Origin of the sequence: Bacillus cereus group sp. BfR-BA-01355 (assembly GCF_022663675.1) — a bacterium.
In the GTDB taxonomy this organism is placed as follows: domain Bacteria; phylum Bacillota; class Bacilli; order Bacillales; family Bacillaceae_G; genus Bacillus_A; species Bacillus_A thuringiensis_S.
This window is the reverse complement of the sequence record NZ_JAKUFY010000533.1, coordinates 1-208: the sequence shown is the minus strand read 5'-3', so window position 1 is coordinate 208 and position 208 is coordinate 1. Positions and strand designations below refer to the sequence as shown.

Here is a 208-nt window from a genome sequence, read left to right as displayed (position 1 = left end):
TACGGATTGTATGCCGAAGGCCATTCTAACATATAAAGCAGAAGTTGAGACAGAAATACCAGTTATTGACCTTACTCATAATAGTGTATTCATAGGGGAAACAAAAAATCCCGAGAAAATCAATCAACCAAATGATTTACTGTATTTGATTTATACATCAGGAACAACAGGAAAACCAAAGGGTGTTATGAATAGTAATATAGGAGTT

1 protein-coding gene is annotated in these 208 nt (G+C 33.7%); it reads left to right on the top strand.

Annotated features, from left to right (window positions below; genetic code table 11):
• Window positions 1–208, top strand: a 208-nt coding sequence (locus MR167_RS32805) for an AMP-binding protein (RefSeq protein ID WP_242316340.1), incomplete at both ends; no start/stop codon positions are given.